This window comes from Pseudomonas sp. ICBG1301 (assembly GCF_016918385.1).
GTDB lineage: Bacteria > Pseudomonadota > Gammaproteobacteria > Pseudomonadales > Pseudomonadaceae > Aquipseudomonas > Aquipseudomonas palleroniana.
Map to the genome: position 1 here is coordinate 35,012 of NZ_JAEKGB010000004.1, position 15,944 is coordinate 50,955.

Annotated in this window: 16 protein-coding genes; 10 read left to right on the top strand and 6 right to left on the bottom strand. The window is 59.8% G+C overall.

Annotated features, from left to right (window positions below):
• Nucleotides 1-3 precede the first annotated feature (3 nt).
• From dsbA to JBE38_RS10225, 3 genes are all read right to left on the bottom strand, one after another.
• Entirely contained in the window at nucleotides 4-639 is a 636-nt protein-coding gene (gene dsbA, locus JBE38_RS10215; protein WP_198761129.1) for a thiol:disulfide interchange protein DsbA, read from the bottom strand.
• A 169-nt stretch (nucleotides 640-808) separates the two neighbouring features.
• Nucleotides 809-1,435, bottom strand: a complete 627-nt coding sequence (locus JBE38_RS10220; RefSeq protein ID WP_090367705.1) for a c-type cytochrome — start codon at nucleotides 1,433-1,435, stop codon at nucleotides 809-811.
• 33 nt (nucleotides 1,436-1,468) lie between these two features.
• The gene (locus tag JBE38_RS10225) at nucleotides 1,469-1,771 is read right to left on the bottom strand and encodes a c-type cytochrome (protein WP_205344242.1); all 303 of its coding nucleotides are present in this window, start codon (nucleotides 1,769-1,771) and stop codon (nucleotides 1,469-1,471) included.
• A gap of 192 nt (nucleotides 1,772-1,963) precedes the next feature.
• Here JBE38_RS10225 and yihA point away from each other — a divergent pair, with 192 nt between their 5' ends.
• Complete coding sequence (yihA, locus tag JBE38_RS10230) at nucleotides 1,964-2,605, top strand: ribosome biogenesis GTP-binding protein YihA/YsxC (RefSeq protein ID WP_205344243.1); 642 nt, start codon at nucleotides 1,964-1,966, stop codon at nucleotides 2,603-2,605.
• Between the two features lie 269 nt (nucleotides 2,606-2,874).
• Here yihA and polA read toward each other — a convergent pair whose 3' ends face one another.
• A complete protein-coding gene (gene polA, locus JBE38_RS10235) occupies nucleotides 2,875-5,658 on the bottom strand; it encodes a DNA polymerase I (protein WP_205344244.1) in 2,784 nt (927 codons plus the stop codon).
• A 74-nt stretch (nucleotides 5,659-5,732) separates the two neighbouring features.
• Between polA and JBE38_RS10240 the strand changes: the two genes are divergently transcribed.
• Both JBE38_RS10240 and JBE38_RS10245 read left to right on the top strand, forming a co-directional pair.
• Nucleotides 5,733-6,023, top strand: coding sequence for a DUF2782 domain-containing protein (locus JBE38_RS10240; protein ID WP_060756492.1), 291 nt, complete (start codon nucleotides 5,733-5,735; stop codon nucleotides 6,021-6,023).
• Nucleotides 6,024-6,079: 56 nt separating this feature from the next.
• The gene (locus JBE38_RS10245; protein WP_090367711.1) at nucleotides 6,080-7,033 is read left to right on the top strand and encodes a homoserine kinase; all 954 of its coding nucleotides are present in this window, start codon (nucleotides 6,080-6,082) and stop codon (nucleotides 7,031-7,033) included.
• A gap of 63 nt (nucleotides 7,034-7,096) precedes the next feature.
• Here the strand turns inward: JBE38_RS10245 and JBE38_RS10250 are convergent, their stop codons facing one another.
• Entirely contained in the window at nucleotides 7,097-8,026 is a 930-nt protein-coding gene (locus JBE38_RS10250) for a zinc ABC transporter substrate-binding protein ZnuA (protein WP_090367713.1), read from the bottom strand.
• Between the two features lie 58 nt (nucleotides 8,027-8,084).
• Between JBE38_RS10250 and JBE38_RS10255 the strand changes: the two genes are divergently transcribed.
• From JBE38_RS10255 to JBE38_RS10270, 4 genes are read left to right on the top strand one after another with little or no spacing between them, the layout of a single operon-like run.
• Complete coding sequence (locus tag JBE38_RS10255) at nucleotides 8,085-8,567, top strand: Fur family transcriptional regulator (protein WP_060756495.1); 483 nt, start codon at nucleotides 8,085-8,087, stop codon at nucleotides 8,565-8,567.
• Nucleotides 8,567-9,352: a zinc ABC transporter ATP-binding protein ZnuC gene (znuC, locus tag JBE38_RS10260; protein WP_205344245.1), complete on the top strand. Its 786-nt coding sequence runs from the start codon at nucleotides 8,567-8,569 to the stop codon at nucleotides 9,350-9,352. Before JBE38_RS10255 ends, znuC begins: the two co-directional genes overlap by 1 nt.
• Nucleotides 9,345-10,133: a zinc ABC transporter permease subunit ZnuB gene (gene znuB / locus JBE38_RS10265; RefSeq protein WP_205344246.1), complete on the top strand. Its 789-nt coding sequence runs from the start codon at nucleotides 9,345-9,347 to the stop codon at nucleotides 10,131-10,133. The genes znuC and znuB overlap by 8 nt, the downstream gene beginning before the upstream one ends.
• A 37-nt stretch (nucleotides 10,134-10,170) precedes the next feature.
• Nucleotides 10,171-10,890 (top strand): PA5502 family lipoprotein, encoded by a 720-nt coding sequence (locus JBE38_RS10270; protein ID WP_161548499.1) that lies wholly within the window; start codon nucleotides 10,171-10,173, stop codon nucleotides 10,888-10,890.
• 90 nt (nucleotides 10,891-10,980) lie between these two features.
• Here the strand turns inward: JBE38_RS10270 and katE are convergent, their stop codons facing one another.
• Nucleotides 10,981-13,122: a catalase HPII gene (gene katE, locus JBE38_RS10275; protein ID WP_205344247.1), complete on the bottom strand. Its 2,142-nt coding sequence runs from the start codon at nucleotides 13,120-13,122 to the stop codon at nucleotides 10,981-10,983.
• A 266-nt stretch (nucleotides 13,123-13,388) separates the two neighbouring features.
• Between katE and JBE38_RS10280 the strand changes: the two genes are divergently transcribed.
• Genes JBE38_RS10280 through JBE38_RS10290 form a run of 3 tightly spaced genes read left to right on the top strand, consistent with a single transcriptional unit; the run spans nucleotide 13,389 to nucleotide 15,893 of the window.
• A complete protein-coding gene (locus JBE38_RS10280) occupies nucleotides 13,389-14,396 on the top strand; it encodes a methionine ABC transporter ATP-binding protein (protein WP_161548500.1) in 1,008 nt (335 codons plus the stop codon).
• Nucleotides 14,396-15,070 carry a methionine ABC transporter permease gene (locus JBE38_RS10285; RefSeq protein ID WP_060756501.1) on the top strand — a complete coding sequence of 225 codons (675 nt, stop codon included), beginning with the start codon at nucleotides 14,396-14,398 and terminating at the stop codon, nucleotides 15,068-15,070. The genes JBE38_RS10280 and JBE38_RS10285 overlap by 1 nt, the downstream gene beginning before the upstream one ends.
• Before the next feature lie 49 nt (nucleotides 15,071-15,119).
• Nucleotides 15,120-15,893, top strand: coding sequence for a MetQ/NlpA family ABC transporter substrate-binding protein (locus tag JBE38_RS10290; RefSeq protein WP_205344248.1), 774 nt, complete (start codon nucleotides 15,120-15,122; stop codon nucleotides 15,891-15,893).
• Nucleotides 15,894-15,944: the final 51 nt, after the last annotated feature.

A 15,944-nucleotide genomic window follows, 5' to 3' on the forward strand; every position in this document is an offset into this window, starting at 1 on the left:
CCCTTACTTGGCGGCGCGCTCTTTGGCGATCAATTGGTCTGCAACGTTGAGGACAGCTTCCGGACCACCAGCAGTGCCGAGGTCGAAACGGTATTTACCGTTGACGATCATGGTCGGTACGCCTTGCACGCCATACTTCTGCGCGAGTTCCTTGGCCTGCTTGATCTGGCCCTGGATAGCGAAAGAGTTGAAGGTGGCGAGGAACTTGTCCTTGTCGACACCCTGGGTGGCGACGAAGTCGGCCATTTCTTCCGGCTTGGTCAGGCGCTTGCCTTGTTTCTGGATCGCGTCGAATACGGCGTTATGGACCTTGTGCTCAACACCCATGGCTTCCAGGGTCAGGAACAATTGGCCGTGGGCATCCCATGGGCCGCCGAACATGGCCGGGATGCGCTTGAAGTTCACGTCGGACGGGAGTTTTTCAACCCAAGGATTGATGGTTGGCTCAAAAGCGTAGCAATGCGGGCAGCCGTACCAGAACAGCTCCACGACTTCGATCTTGCCAGGCACCGAAACCGGTACAGGGTTAGTCAATTCGACATAGGTTTTACCGGCTTCAAGCGGCACATCGGCAGCTTGTGCCGTCATGCCGAAGAGGCTGGCGGTAACGAGAGCGGCGCTGAGGATCAGATTACGCATGCTTTACTCCTGGACAAATAAAGTCGCCTCACGCGACCTTTGTTATGACAGGTCTACGCGGACATGATTTCGTTAGTGTAACGGCAGCGGCCACAAAAAAGGGCGGCCTAAGCCACCCTTTTTATGCTTGCATCGATGGATTAATCGAGCGTTAACGTCGCCGGCCCTGTCAGTGCAGCCCTTGGATGTAGCTGGACACTGCGTCGATATCTTTATCCGAAAGCTTGGCAGCAATGTCGCCCATCATTTTGTTACCCGCATCGCCATCGATATAACGAACTTTCTCGCGGAAGTCCTTCAATTGCTTGGCGGTGTATTGGGCGTGCTGGCCACTCAGATGAGGGAAGCCTGCAGCGGCGAGACCACCGCCGTCCGGGATGTGGCACGCCTTGCAAGCGGGCATGCCGCCAATAGGCTGGTCTTCAGCGAGCTTGCCACCTTGGAACAATGCCTGGCCTTTTTCGACCAGTTTCGGATCGGCAGCTCCCACACTGCCTTTCTGGCTGGCAAAATACGCCGCGATATCTGCCAGGTCCTGATCACTGAGGTTGGTCAGCAAGCCGGTCATTTCCAGCACCGTGCGCTTGCCATCCTTGATGTCGTGCATCTGCTTGGTCAGGTAACGCTCACCCTGGCCGGCCAGTTTGGGGAAGTTCGGCGCCGGGCTGTTGCCATCCGGTCCATGGCAAGCACCACACACGGCGGCTTTCGCCTGGCCCGCTGTAGCGTCGCCTGCAGCATGGGCAACACCGGTGATGCCCAAGGTCAACAGCAGACTCACGATCAGTTTGTTCATCAGCTAATCCAACTACGGCTAAGGGTTTAAGAGTTATCTACCGGGTTTACTCGCCATCAATTCAATGACGGCCTGGTAATCCTCAGTACTGCAGTCCATGCACAAACCACGCGGCGGCATTGCCTTGAAACCCTGGGTTACGTGTTGCACCAGCGTATCCATGCCCTGCGCCAGTCTGGGCGCCCACGCTACCTGATCACCCCGCTTAGGGGCGTTGGGCAGTTGGCCGGCATGGCAAGCCACGCAAACTCGGTTGTACACCGCTTCCGGTTCCTGTGTAGCCTGAGCGCCATAAAGCGGAATCAGGACACCAAAAGCGAGCAACCTGCGGGTCATACATCGACCTTTTCAGGGTTTGAGAGCGTTTTGCGTTCTAATGCGCAATGAAGGTCTTTCGCTCCCGTGAACTTCATCCTTCGCTGGGACAAAGCACACACAAAATCTGCGGCATTATATACTGGCGCTACTGAAACGGAAACGACACCGCTTGCCGCACCCATTCTCGGCACCGCCCACATCGGAAATCTCATGCAACTCAAGAATCCCATCCTCGGTCTGTGCCAACAGTCCACGTTCATGCTCAGCGCCGCCAAAGTTGACCAATGCCCCGATGACGAAGGTTTTGAAGTCGCCTTTGCCGGTCGCTCCAACGCCGGCAAATCCAGCGCACTGAACACCCTGACCCATGCCAGCCTGGCGCGCACCTCGAAAACCCCGGGCCGCACGCAGCTGCTCAATTTCTTCAAGCTAGACGATGATCGGCGTCTGGTCGACCTGCCGGGCTACGGTTACGCAAAAGTACCTATCCCGCTGAAGCTGCACTGGCAGCGTCACCTGGAGGCTTACCTGGGTGGCCGCGAGAGTTTGAAGGGCTTGATCCTGATGATGGACATCCGTCATCCAATGACCGACTTCGACTTGTTGATGCTCGACTGGGCCGTAGCCAGCGGCATGCCGATGCATATCCTGCTGACCAAGGCCGACAAGTTGACCTACGGCGCAGCCAAGAACACGCTGCTCAAGGTCCAATCGGAAATCCGCAAAGGTTGGGGTGATGCGATCACCATCCAACTGTTCTCGGCACCCAAGCGCATGGGCCTGGAAGAGGCTTACACCGTGCTGGCCGGCTGGATGGAATTGACGGACAAGGGCGCTGAAATCGCGGAATAACTTTTCTGCGGGCAAAAAAAACCCCGGACTTCGTATGGGGAGGGGAAGTTCGGGGTTCAAGTTCCGGACCGCTAGGGCGGGGTCCAGATATCTGCCAACACTTAACACAACATAGGAGCATTGAAGGGCTTCACCACCCATTCAGTAACTCTGAGTGGCAGTTCACGGGTTAAGTTCCGGCAGATCAAAAAAACTATTGGAAATAACCAGTATCGATTTCTGATCTAAAGCGCCCTGCCATCACGGTTGGTGATGGCAGAGCCGCCAAATCAGTGCGCCTCGTCCCAGTTATTGCCCACTCCCACATCCACCACCAACGGCACATCCAATTGCGCCGCCGCACTCATGTGTTCGCGGATCTTTTCGCTGACTTGCGCCACCAGGTCTTCACGCACCTCAAGCACCAGTTCGTCGTGCACCTGGAGGATAACCTTGGCATCCAGACCCGATTCCGTCAGCCAGTCATCCACCCGCACCATGGCTTTCTTGATGATGTCCGCCGCAGTGCCTTGCATCGGCGCGTTGATCGCCGTGCGCTCGGCGGCTGCGCGGTCCTGGGGTTTATTGGAGTTGATGTCGGGCAAATACAGCCGACGCCCGAAGAAGGTTTCTACATAGCCCTGGTCGGCAGCCTGGGCGCGGGTGCGCTCCATATATTCGCGAACGCCCGGGTAACGTGCGAAGTACACATCGATGTAGGCCTTGGCGGTCTTGGTATCGACTCCAATATCCTTGCCGAGCTTCTGCGCCCCCATCCCGTAGATCAGGCCAAAGTTGATCGCCTTGGCACTGCGACGCTGGTCGGACGTGACCTCGGCCAACTCGACCTTGAACACCTCGGCGGCCGTCGCCGTATGCACGTCCAGGTTGTTGCGGAAGGCATTCATCAGGCCCTCGTCCTTGGACAAGTGCGCCATGATCCGCAATTCGATCTGGGAATAATCCGCCGCCAGCAGTTTGTAGCCCTTGGGCGCGACGAATGCCTGGCGAATCCGCCGCCCTTCGGCGGTGCGCACCGGTATGTTCTGCAGGTTCGGATCGCTGGAAGACAAACGCCCGGTTGCCGCCACCGCCTGGTGATAAGACGTGTGAATGCGCCCGGTGCGTGGGTTGATCTGCTCCGGCAGCCGGTCGGTATAGGTGCTTTTGAGCTTGCTCATGCTGCGGTACTGCATCAGCACCTTGGGCAACAGGAAGTCATCTTCGGCCAGCTTGGCCAGAACTTCTTCAGCAGTCGACGCCTGGCCTTTGCCGGTCTTCTTCAATACCGGCAGGCCCAGTTTCTCGTAGAGAATCGCCCCTAGCTGCTTGGGCGAACCCAGGTTGAAAGCCTCACCGGCGATCTCGAACGCCTGACGCTCCAGCTCGACCATCTTGTTGCCCAGCTCGATGCTCTGAACGCCCAGCAGATCCTTATCCACCAAGGCCCCCTGACGCTCGATCCGCGCCAACACCGGCACCAGTGGAATCTCGATGTCGGTCAATACGCCGGCCAGGCTTGGAATGGCCGCCAGTTGCGCATGCAGCGCCTGATGCAGACGCAATGTCACATCGGCATCTTCCGCCGCGTAGGGACCGGCTTGTTCAAGCGGGATCTGGTCGAATGTCAGCTGCTTGGCGCCCTTGCCGGCGATGTCCTGGAAACTGACGGTGTCGTAGTCCAGGTACTTCTTGGCCAGGCTGTCCATGTCATGCCGGGTTGCCGTGGAGTTGAGCACATAGGATTCGAGCATGGTGTCGAAGGCGATACCACGCACGGTAATGCCCTGCGCCGGGTCGCCACCGATGGCGCAGTTGGCCAGGATGTTCATGTCGAACTTGGCGTGCTGGCCGACCTTGAGCTTGGTTGGGTCCTCCAGCAATGGTTTCAACGCGAGCAACACGCTGTCGCGATCCAGCTGCGGCGGCGCGCCGATATAGGAATGCGTCAACGGAATGTACGCGGCTTCATGGGGCTGCACCGCGAATGAAACCCCGACCAACTGCGCCTGCTGGGCGTCGATGCCGGTGGTTTCGGTATCGAACGCGAACAACTTCGCATCATTGAGCTTCTTCAGCCAGACATCGAAGGTCGCCTGGTCAAGGATTGTGGTGTAACGCGCCTCGACAGGCGCAACCACCACCGCCTCCACAACGGCTTCAGCAACGGGCGCCGTGTTGAGTTCCACGCGCTTGGCATCACGCTGGATCTCGTCAAACCAGCTCTTGAACTCCAGCAGCGTGTACAGCTCCAGCAGCTTTTCACGATCGGGTTCGATCAGGTGCAGGTCTTCCAGGCCGACGTGCAGCGGCACATCACACTTGATCGTCGCCAGTTGGTAAGAAAGGAACGCCATCTCCTTATGCTCTTCCAACTTGGCCGGCAGGGCCTTGGCCCCACGGATCGGCAGGGTCGGCACGATATCCAACTGCTCATACAGCTCTTTGATCCCACCATTCACGCCCACCAGCAAGCCGGAAGCGGTCTTCGGACCAATACCCGGAACGCCCGGAATGTTGTCAGACGAATCCCCCATCAACGCCAGATAGTCGATGATCTGCTCCGGAGCGACGCCAAATTTCTCCTTTACGCCTTCGATGTCCATCGAACTACCGGTCATGGTATTGACCAAGGTAATGTGCCCATCGACCAGCTGCGCCATGTCTTTGTCACCGGTGGAAATCACCACCGGTCGGTTGGCCGCTGCGCTGCTGCGGGCCAGGGTGCCGATCACGTCATCGGCCTCGACGCCTTCGACGCACAACAGCGGGAAGCCCAGGGCAATCACGCTCTGGTGCAGCGGCTCGATCTGCAGGCGCATGTCATCAGGCATGCTCGGGCGATTGGCCTTGTATTCGGCGTACATGTCATCGCGAAAAGTCCCACCCTTGGCGTCAAACACCACGGCGAAAGGGCTGTCCGGGTACTGCTTGCGCAGGCTTTTGAGCATGTTCAACACGCCCTTGACCGCACCGGTCGGCAGGCCTTTGGAAGTGGTGAGCGGTGGCAGCGCGTGGAACGCGCGATACAGATAAGAAGAACCGTCCACCAGGACGAGGGGGGCTTGGCTCATGAGCAGGATCAACCTTTTCGGCGGGTCAGGCGCTAGAATAGCCGGACCAATGACGACAAAGGGACAAGGTTATCATGCGTACATTCAATCGCCTGCTCCTCACTGGCTTGATTGCACTCGCTCCGATGGCTGCCATGGCGGCAGACAGCGCCCCTTCGGGCGATCCGGAAGTTACCATTCGCACGGAAGGCGACAGAACCATCCAGGAGTACCGCCAAAACGGTTTCCTGTACGCAATCAAGGTCACTGTAAAGGGTGCCCCACCGTATTTCCTGGTGCGCGCGGACGGGACCGACGCGAACTTCATCCGCTCTGACCAACCGGATATGCTGATCCCGTCATGGAAGATCTTCGAATGGAAATGATTTCTTAACTTCAATTGGCGCCGCACATCGCGGCGCCCGTACTGGCAGTTTTAACCATGTCTGTGTTTACCCCCCTGGCTCGGCCCGAGCTGGAAACCTTTCTCGCCCCTTACGGGCTCGGCCGCCTGCTTGATTTCCAGGGGATTGCCGCTGGCAGCGAAAACACCAATTTCTTTATCAGCCTGGAACAGGGCGAGTTTGTCCTGACCCTGGTTGAGCGCGGCCCCGTCGCGGAGATGCCGTTCTTCATCGAGTTGCTCGACGTGCTCCACGACGCTGACCTGCCAGTGCCTTATGCCCTGCGCACCACCGACGGCGTCGCCCTGCGCACGCTGGCCGGCAAACCGGCGCTGCTGCAACCGCGCCTGGCCGGCAAGCACATCAAGGACGCCAACGCCCAACATTGCGCCCAGGTCGGTGACCTGCTGGGCCACCTGCACCTGGCCACCCAAGGCGAGAAGGTGCTGGAACGCAAGACCGATCGCGGGCTGGAGTGGATGCTCAGTGAAGGGGCACAGCTGATTTCGCACTTGAACGAAGCGCAGCAAAGCTTGCTGCAAGCGGCATTGACCGAGATCGACGCCCACAAGGCCGAGATCCTGGCCTTGCCACGCGCCAACGTGCACGCCGACCTGTTCCGCGACAATGCGATGTTTGAAGGCACGCATCTCACAGGATTGATCGACTTCTACAACGCCTGCTCCGGCCCGATGCTGTACGACGTGGCAATCGCCCTGAATGACTGGTGCTCGGATGCGCAAGGCGTGATTGATGGGCCGCGTGCCCGCGCACTGCTGGGCGCCTACGCGAGCCTGCGGCCGTTCACGGCGAAGGAGGCCGAATTGTGGCCGACGATGTTACGGGTGGCTTGTGTGCGGTTCTGGCTGTCACGGCTGATCGCCGCTGAGTCGTTTGCCGGGCAGGATGTGCTGATTCACGACCCCGCCGAGTTCGAGCACCGTTTGGCGCAGCGTCAGCAGGTCACGATCCAACTGCCGTTCGCCCTTTAAAGGACCCACTCGGTCAAAAAATGTGGGAGCAAACCCGCTCCCACATGGGTTTTGCGTTAACCGTCAGAGCGACTCCAGGCACCCAGCCAAATCGTTACCGAGCTTCTCCAGCACCTGCTCGTACCCTTGAGCCGTGGCCGGTGTGTAGCCGCCCAATGCATCCAACTCCGCCAACTTCACCGGCAGGCCGGCCACCAGCGTCTCAGCCAAACGCGGACGCAACGGCGGCTCACTGAACACACATGTCTTGCCCACTTCCTGCAGGCGCGTGCGCATCGCCGCGACGTGCTGGGCACCCGGCTGTACTTCGGCAGCCACGCTGAACACACCGGTGTGCTTGAGCCCATAGGCGTCTTCGAAGTAATCAAAAGCTTCATGGAACACGAAGTAGGGTTTGTCGCCGATGGTCGCCAGGCGGGCCTTCAACCGTGCGTCCAACGCATCCAGACGCTCATCGAAAGCCTTCACGTTACTCTGATAACGCGCGGCATTGGCCGGGTCGGCAGCGCTGAGATCAGCAGCCATGCGTGCCGCAATCACCCGCGCGTTGACCGTCGATAGCCACAGGTGCGCATCCAGGCTGCCCGGGCGATGGTCGTGGTCATGTTCGTCGGCTTCGTCAGCGTGGGAGTGGCTATCTTCGGCGAAACGACGCAGCTTCATGCCTGGAAGATCCTGTACCGCGACGGTCGGCAGGCTACGCCCCTTGAGCACACGCGGCAGGAAGCTCTCCATGTCCGGGCCGATCCAATACAGCAGGTCCACCGACTGCACGCGCCGTACGTCGGATGGGCGCAAGGCATAGTTATGCGGCGATGCGCCAGGCGGCAACAAGACCTCCGGGATCGCCACGCCATCCTGCACGGCAGCGGCAATCAGCTGCAACGGCTTGATGCTGGTCAACACCTTGACCTCAGCCTGAGCGGCTGCGGTAACGAACAAACTGGTGACAAATACGACAAAAACGGGAAAAAGTCGGAACACGATGACCACTCGATGGCGTAGGAACGGGTAACATAATAACGTCTCTATCAAATGTCTGTCGCCGCTCATGCCTAAAACACCGCTTGCCAGCCGTCCCCACGACCACTCCCACTGCGTGCATACCGCGCTGTCGGAAGCCGACACCCTGTGTACGCAGAAGGGCCTGCGCCTGACCGCATTGCGCCGTCGGGTACTGGAACTGGTGTGGCAAAGCCACAAGCCGCTGGGCGCCTACGACATTCTTGGCGTGCTCAGCGAGCAGGACGGCCGCCGCGCCGCGCCGCCGACCGTATACCGCGCGCTGGACTTCCTACTGGAGAACGGCTTGGTGCATCGCATCGCCTCCCTCAATGCCTTTGTCGGCTGCAGCCATCCGGAGCACGCGCATCAAGGCCAGTTCCTGATCTGCCGGGAGTGCCACGCCGCCATCGAGCTTGAACAGAAAAGCATCAGCGACGCCATCATCCAGAGCTCCGCCGACGTCGGCTTCAAGGTTGAAGGGCAAACGGTCGAAGTGGTCGGGCTCTGCTCGGGTTGCCAGGGGGCTTGATGAGCAACGCGTTAATCCGCCTGGAACAGGTCGCGGTCACGTTCGCCGGGCAAAACGTACTGGATAACATCGCGCTGAGCGTCGAGCCCGGGCAGATCGTTACGCTGATCGGCCCCAATGGCGCGGGCAAGACCACCCTGGTGCGTGCCGTGCTCGGTTTGCTCAAGCCCGACAGCGGCCGTGTATGGCGCAAATCCAAGCTGCGTGTCGGCTACATGCCGCAGAAGCTGCACGTCGATCCGACGCTGCCCCTGTCGGTACTGCGCTTTCTGCGCCTGGTGCCCGGTGTCGACCGTACCCGCGCGCTGGCCGCGCTCAAGGAGGTCGGCGCCGAGCAGGTCATCGACAGCCCGGTGCAAAGCATCTCCGGCGGCGAAATGCAGCGCGTATTGCTGGCCCGCGCCCTGTTGCGCGAGCCCGAACTGCTGGTACTGGACGAACCTGTACAAGGCGTCGACGTCGCAGGCCAGGCCGAGCTGTACAGCCTGATCACCCGCCTGCGCGACCGCCATGGCTGCGGCGTGCTGATGGTCTCCCACGACCTGCACCTGGTGATGAGCACCACTGACCAAGTGGTGTGCCTCAACCGCCATGTGTGCTGCTCCGGCCACCCGGAACAGGTCAGCGGTGACCCGGCCTTCGTCGAGTTGTTCGGCAAGAACGCGCAAAGCCTGGCGATCTACCACCACCATCACGATCATGCCCATGACTTGCATGGCGCCGTCGTGACTGATCCGGCCAAACCTCATACCCACGTTCATGGAGATAGCTGCAAGCATGGCTGATTTTCTGCTGTACGCCCTGCTGGCAGGCTTGGCTTTGGCATTGGTGGCGGGCCCATTGGGCTCGTTCGTGGTCTGGCGGCGCATGGCCTATTTCGGCGACACCTTGTCCCACGCCGCCCTGCTGGGCGTCGCCTTGGGCTTTTTGCTGGATGTGAGCCCGACCCTCGCCGTCACCGTGGGCTGCCTGCTGCTGGCGGTCCTGCTGGTGACGCTGCAACAACGCCAGCCGCTGGCCTCCGACACGCTATTGGGCATCCTGGCTCCAAGCACCCTGTCCCTGGGCCTGGTGGTACTGAGCTTCATGCACGAAGTACGCATCGACTTGATGGCCTACCTGTTTGGCGATCTGCTGGCGATCAGCCCTAGCGACCTTGCCTGGATACTCGGCGGCAGCGCCGTCGTACTGGTTTTGCTGGTAACCCTGTGGCGCCCGTTGCTGGCAATCACAGTGCATGAAGAACTGGCCACGGTGGAAGGTTTGCCCGTGCCAGCGCTGCGCATGGCCCTGATGCTGTTGATCGCGGTGGTGATTGCTGTTGCGATGAAGATAGTCGGCGTATTGTTGATCACGTCGCTGCTGATCATTCCCGCCGCAGCCGCCCAGCGCCATGCCCGCTCCCCCGAGCAGATGGCCATCGGCGCCAGCCTGCTGGGGATGCTGGCAGTGTGCGGGGGCCTGGCGCTGTCCTGGTTCAAGGACACGCCCGCAGGACCGTCGATTGTGGTAACGGCGGCCGCCCTGTTTCTGCTGAGTTTTGTCCTGCCCCGTCGAGGGGTGTAGACTTGCTCGCTTTTTGCGCAATTAGAGAGTCGCAGGAATGAAGCCGTTCAACGCCCGTTATCTGCTCCTTGCCGCATTTTCCCTGCTGCTGGGCGCCTGCCAAAGCACACCGCCGGCCGCTCCCGCAGCCCCGGATGCGCGTGCCGTGGCCATCGCGCAACTGGAGCAAAACCTGGCCAGCAGCGAGCTGGCCACCGCTGAAGATCAACTCGCCGCATTGCAGGCCCAGTCGCCTGACGACCCGGCCCTGGAAACTTACCAACGCCAGTTGGCCGAAGCCTACCTGCAACGCAGCCAGATCGTCTTGCAAAAGGGTGACGTCAACGCCGCCGCCACGGCGCTGAGCCGTGCACGCGCATTGATGCCCAAGGCGCCCGCGCTGACCGGCGGCGTCAACAACGCCATCAGCCACGCCCGCAAAGCCGAGCTGGATAAGGCCGAAGCGGCGTTGAAAGCCGCCGAAACCAAGCCTGTCGCCAAAGTCATCGACCCGGCAGCCGAAAGCACGACCGTGGCGCTGAACCTCACCGACATAGAAGAACTTCGCCATCAACTGGATGCGATTGCCACCGACGTGGTGAATTACCAGTGCGACGTGAGCATTCAAGTGCCGCGCACCCAGGACTACCCATGGCTGTCCACCTTGCTGAGCAAACGGGTGAAGCGAATTGATTCGGGATATGACCTGAAGATCCACCGGCAGATTCTGAAAAGGATCCCGGCGCAGGTTGTGCTGATTCCGCGCAAAACCCAGTAAAAGCATCGGGAGCAAGCCCCCTCCCACACTTGAAAACTTCATCATTCAAGTGTGGGAGGGGGCTTGCTCCCGATAGCGTTCTGCGATCACTTAAGCCGGAATAGCCTTGGCCTTCGGTTCACGCTCCCACACCCGATGCTGGGCAATCGCGGCAAAAAACGCCTTGAACGCTTTTGCATCCGCACCCACGATCAACCCCGCATCCACCTCAAGCTTGAGCAGCTCCAACAAGGGTTTGGCATCACCGGCAACGGCAATCGCCTTCAGGTGCTTGTACGCTTCCAACAGGTAGTGCAACGCCACGCCATCCCCGCTCAGCGCCTTGATCGACTCCTTACCGCCCGGAACAAACACCGCATCAAACGCAATGGACGGCATGCCCTCCATCGACGCATCTACCGCCAGGCTCTTACCATCAGCGGTCTTCACCGGTGCTGAAGTCGGCCCCAGCAACTTGGCGTGCGCACCTTCGGCTTCCAGCGCTGCCTTCAACGCCGCAATCGCCGCACCATCCACACCGTTAGCCGCCAGAATCGCGACTTTGCGCGTTTTGATATCGCCCGACAGCAGGTTCACCTGGCTCAAGGCCGGCGACACTTTCAACGACGCCTTACGTGGCGGCACCGTACCTTTGGTCGGCGCCGGCAAGCCCAGGTTCTGTGCAACGCGCTTGGCCAGTTCCAGGTCGATATTGGCCAGGATCTCATTCACCTGGCGAGCACGGATGAACTCGCGCTCCACCTTGCCCAACTCGAAGCTGTAGGCCGCGATGATGTGCTCTTTCTCGTGATGACTCATGCTGTTGAAAAACAGCGTGGCTTGCGAGAAGTGATCACCAAACGACTCGCTGCGCTCACGCACCTTGTTGGCGTCGACGCGCTCGTAATAGCTTTCGAAACCACCATTCTCGGCAGCCGGAGGCGTTTCTTTCGGCCAACCTCCGTCAATCGAATTCGGTTCGTATGCGGCACGCCCCTTGTCGATCACCGTACGGTGTTGGGCATCGCGCTGGCCGTTATGGAAAGGCACGACCGGACGATTGATCGGCAATTCGTGAAAGTTCGGGCCACCGAGTCGGCTGATCTGAGTATCCGTGTAAGAAAACAGACGGCCTTGCAGCAACGGATCATTGGTGAAGTCGATACCCGGCACGATATGGCCTGGGCAAAAGGCGACCTGCTCGACTTCGGCAAAGAAGTTGTCCGGGTTGCGGTTGAGCACCATCTTGCCCAGCGGTGTCACCGGCACCAGTTCTTCGGGGATGATCTTGGTCGGGTCGAGCAGGTCGAAGTCGAACTTGTGCTCATCCTCTTCGGCTACGATTTGCACGCCCAATTCCCACTCAGGGTAGTCGCCACTTTCAATCGCTTCCCAAAGGTCACGACGGTGGTAATCGGTATCTTTACCGGCAAGCTTTTGCGCCTCGTCCCACACCAGCGAGCAGGTGCCGACTTTCGGGTGCCAGTGGAACTTCACAAAGCTCGACTGACCTTCGGTGTTGATCATGCGGAAGGTGTGAACGCCAAACCCCTGCATGGCGCGCAGGCTTTTTGGGATGGCGCGGTCGGACATGGCCCACAGCACCATGTGCGCCGACTCCGGCTGCAGCGAAACGAAATCCCAGAACGTATCGTGAGCCGAGCCACCGGTAGGAATCTCGTTGTGTGGCTCAGGCTTCACCGCGTGTACGAAGTCAGGAAACTTGATGGCGTCCTGTATGAAAAATACCGGCATGTTGTTGCCCACCAAATCGAAGTTGCCTTCGTCGGTAAAGAACTTCACGGCGAAGCCGCGCACATCGCGCACGGTGTCGCCCGAACCCCGAGGGCCTTGCACGGTGGAGAAGCGCACAAATACCGGGGTTTTATGCTCAGGATTGCGCAAAAACCCGGCCTTGCTCAGCGCCGAGTGGTTCTCATAAGTCTGGAAATAACCATGGGCCGCGGTACCCCGGGCATGCACGATGCGCTCCGGGATGCGTTCATGGTCAAAATGCGTGATCTTTTCACGCATGATGAAGTCTTCCAGCAACGAGGGGCCACGGGTGCCAACTTTCAGGGTGTTCTGGTTGTCGGCAATCTTCACACCCTGGTTGGTGCGCAGGGCCTGGCCGGTAGCATCGGAGCGAAACTCCTCCAGCGCCTGCAGCTTGGCGTTGGTATTGCCACGGTCCAGGGTGTCGGTCCCCGCAAGTTCACTCTTTGGCGGGGTGACTGGCTTTTTAGTACTCATCGGGCAAAAACTCCTTCTTAAAGTGGCCAGAGCGATCCCCGGCTCTTCTAGAACAACCCCCAGGCACGGCACCTGGGGATTTCGAATTGCCTAAGTAGTGACTGATCCCTTTTTGCACCGTTCCTTTTTTATGACCTTTGATCGCGTTATTGCCAAATCGCTGGTTGAATGCGAAATAAATGCTAAGAAACGCTATACGGACAGGCTAAAATGCGCGCCCGGCTAACCGCTGATCCCTTTTCCATGCGCCCCACAAGGTTCGCTACGTGATCGAGTTTCATAACGTCCATAAAACCTACCGCGTCGCCGGTAAGGAAATCCCCGCCCTGCACCCCACCAGCCTGCGCGTCGAAAACGGCCAGGTATTCGGCCTGATTGGCCACTCCGGTGCGGGTAAAAGCACACTGCTGCGCCTGATCAACCGCCTGGAGCAACCCAGCGGCGGCCAAATTACTGTCGACGGTGAGGAAGTCACCGCCCTGGATGCCAACGGCCTGCGTCGTTTCCGCCAGCAAGTCGGGATGATCTTCCAGCACTTCAACCTGCTGGCCTCCAAGACCGTCGCCGACAACGTGGCGTTGCCGCTGACCCTGGCCGGCGAATTGTCACGCAAGGACATCGACCTGCGCGTGGCCGAGCTGCTCGCCCGCGTCGGCCTGTCGGACCACGCCAGGAAGTACCCGGCGCAGTTGTCCGGCGGCCAGAAGCAACGCGTTGGCATCGCCCGCGCCCTGGCGACCAAGCCGAAAATCCTGCTGTGCGACGAAGCCACCAGTGCCCTCGACCCACAGACCACCGCGTCGGTGCTGCAACTGCTGGCCGAGATCAACCGCGAGCTGAAGCTGACCATCGTGCTGATCACCCATGAAATGGACGTGATCCGCCGCGTTTGCGACCAAGTAGCCGTGATGGACGCCGGTGTGATCGTCGAGCAAGGCTCGGTCGCCGAAGTATTCCTGCACCCTCAGCACCCGACCACCAAGCGTTTCGTGCAGGAAGCCGATCAGATCGATGAAAGCGAGCAACGGGATGATTTTGCCCATGTACCGGGTCGAATCATTCGCCTGACGTTCCAGGGCGAAGCGACCTACGCGCCGCTGCTGGGCACCGTCGCTCGTGAAACCGGTGTGGACTACAGCATCCTGGCCGGTCGTATCGACCGCATCAAAGATATTCCCTACGGCCAACTGACCCTCGCCGTTACCGGCGGGGACATGGAAGCCGCTTTCGCCCGCTTTACTGCGGCAGACGTCCACATGGAGGTTCTGCGCTAATGGAAGTCCTGTTGAGTTTCTTCGCCAATATCGACTGGTCCGAAATCTGGCTCGCCACCGGCGACACCATGACCATGCTCTTCGGCTCGCTGTTCTTCACCGTACTGCTCGGCCTGCCGCTGGGCGTGCTGCTGTTCCTGTGCAGCCCGCGCCAACTGTTCGAACAGAAGGGCCTGTACGCGTTGCTGTCGCTGATCGTGAACATCCTGCGCTCGTTGCCGTTCATCATCCTGCTGATCGTGATGATCCCGTTCACGGTCCTGATCACCGGCACTTCGCTGGGTGTGGCCGGCGCGATTCCGCCACTGGTGGTAGGTGCTACGCCGTTCTTCGCACGCCTGGTGGAAACCGCCTTGCGTGAAGTGGACCGCGGCATCATCGAAGCCACCCAATCCATGGGCGCCAGCACGCGCCAGATCATCACCAACGCGTTGCTGCCCGAAGCACGCCCCGGCATTTTCGCGGCGATTACGGTGACAGCAATTACACTGGTTTCCTACACCGCCATGGCCGGTGTGGTCGGCGCCGGTGGTTTGGGTGACCTGGCGATCCGCTTCGGCTACCAGCGCTTCCAGACCGATGTGATGGTGGTCACCGTGGTGCTGCTGTTGATCCTGGTGCAAATTCTGCAAACCGTCGGCGACAAGCTGGTGGTGCACTTTTCTCGAAAATAACGGCCATTGCCGGCCCTGCCGGCACATGCCCGAACAAGGAGCTTGCTGGATGAAAAAACTACTGGTTGCTTTCGCCGCCGTTGCCGCGTTTTCCGCCCATGCTGCCGAGACCCTCACGGTCGCCGCATCGCCGGTGCCACACGCAGAGATCCTCGAATTCGTGAAGCCGGCCCTGGCCAAGGAAGGCGTGGACCTGAACGTCAAGGTCTTCACCGACTATGTACAGCCGAACGTACAAGTGGCTGAAAAGCGCCTGGATGCCAACTTCTTCCAGCACCAGCCATACCTGGACGAGTTCAACAAGGCCAAGGGCACTCACCTGGTGAGCGTCGGCGCGGTGCACCTGGAACCCCTGGGTGCCTACTCCAGCAAGTACAAAAAGCTGGAAGACCTGCCGGACGGCGCCAACGTGGTAATCCCGAACGATGCCACCAACGGCGGCCGCGCACTGTTGCTGCTGGCCAAGCACAACCTGATCACCCTGAAGGACCCGACCAACATCCTGTCGACCCTCAAGGACATCACCGCCAACTCCAAGCACCTGAAATTCCGCGAACTGGAAGCCGCCACCTTGCCGCGCGTGCTGACCCAGGTCGACCTGGCGCTGATCAACACCAACTACGCCCTGGAAGCCAAGCTGGACCCTTCCAAGGATGCGCTGGTGATCGAAGGCAACGACTCGCCTTACGTGAACATCCTGGTGACCCGTGAAGACAACAAGGATTCGGATGCGGTGAAGAAGCTGGTGGCAGCCCTGCACACGCCTGAAGTGAAAGCGTTCATTCTAGAGAAGTACAAGGGCGCGATTCTGCCGGCGTTCTGATCCAACCTAGTGATCGTTCCCACGCTCCGCGTGGGAAAGCAGCCCGGGACG